Origin of the sequence: Roseovarius sp. MMSF_3281 (genome assembly GCF_030733685.1) — a bacterium.
Lineage (GTDB): Bacteria > Pseudomonadota > Alphaproteobacteria > Rhodobacterales > Rhodobacteraceae > Roseovarius.
On sequence record NZ_JASHIM010000059.1, the window covers coordinates 1 to 1,256 of the forward strand.

A 1,256-nucleotide genomic window follows, 5' to 3' on the forward strand; every position below is an offset into this window, starting at 1 on the left:
TGAAGTGGTCCCAGGAATCCGGACAGTCGGCTAAGGTGTATCCCAAACCTTTGAAGGGATACGAGAATGGCGAAGCGCCGGAACTTTACAGACCAGTTTAAAGCCAAGGTGGCGTTGGAAGCGCTGCGTGGCGACAAGACCGTGCAGGAGATCGCGGCGAAGCATCAGCTGCACCCTAACCAGGTCAGCACGTGGAAGCGGCAGGCCATCGAGGGCATGGCGGACGTATTCTCGGGCGGCAAGCAAAGCGGCCCGACCGAAGCCGAAGTCAAGGAGCTTCACGCCAAGATCGGGAGGCTGGCGGTGGAGAACGATTTTTTGTCGGAAGGGCTCAAGAGGTGAGCCCGGCAAAGAAACGGTCGATGGTCCAGCGCGACCATCCCGAACTGAGCATCAGCCGGCAATGCAAGCTGGTGAACCTGAGCCGGTCGGCGTTCTACTACACGCCGGTCGGTGTTGATGCCGAGACGCTGGCGATGATGAAAGAGATTGACCGCGTGTTCACGAAGTATCCGTTCTTCGGGTCACGCCAGATCGCGGCCTATCTGCGCCGGGAAGGCACCGTCGTGGGCCGCCATCGCGTGCGCCGACTGATGGCGAAGATGGGGCTGGAGGCAATCTACAAGCGCCCCAGAACCAGCCAGCGGCATCCGCAGCACCCGGTTTATCCGTATCTGCTGAGGAAAATGCAGATCGACCGACCCAACCAGGTCTGGTGTGCGGATATCACCTTCGTGCCTGTCAAGAACGGCTTCCTGTATCTGCTTGCCATCATGGATTGGGCCACGCGCAAGGTGCTCAGCTGGCGGCTGTCGAACACGATGCATGCCGACTTCTGTGTCGAGGCTCTGAACGAGGCCATCGCGAAACACGGCCCACCGGAGATCATGAATACGGATCAAGGGTCGCAGTTCACGGGATCAGCCTGGATCGCGACGTTGACCGAGGCAGGCGTGCGCATCTCGATGGATGGGCGCGGCCGTTACCTCGACAACATCTTCATCGAGCGCCTCTGGCGAAGCCTGAAACAAGAGGCCATCTACCTTGAGGAAATCACCGACGGCTTCCAGGCGCGGCGCGTCGTTAAGGACTGGATGGCCTTCTACAACACCAAGCGGCCCCATTCCGGGCTTGATCGGCGGACGCCAGACGACGCATATTGGGCAGGCTTGGAAAAGCAAAAAGCAGCATGAAACCTAAACCCGATACACCTTAGAAACGCTGCAAACCTGTCCGAAATGATAGGACCACTTCAG

At 59.1% G+C, this 1,256-nt stretch carries 1 protein-coding gene; it reads left to right on the forward strand.

The window, feature by feature from the left end; translation table 11 throughout:
* Positions 1-66 precede the first annotated feature (66 nt).
* A protein-coding gene (locus RBB32_RS21285; protein WP_371931096.1) for an IS3 family transposase occupies positions 67-1,193 on the forward strand; the annotation gives its coding sequence in 2 pieces (ribosomal slippage) (positions 67-337 and positions 337-1,193; 1,128 coding nt in all).
* The last annotated feature ends 63 nt before the right edge of the window (positions 1,194-1,256 follow it).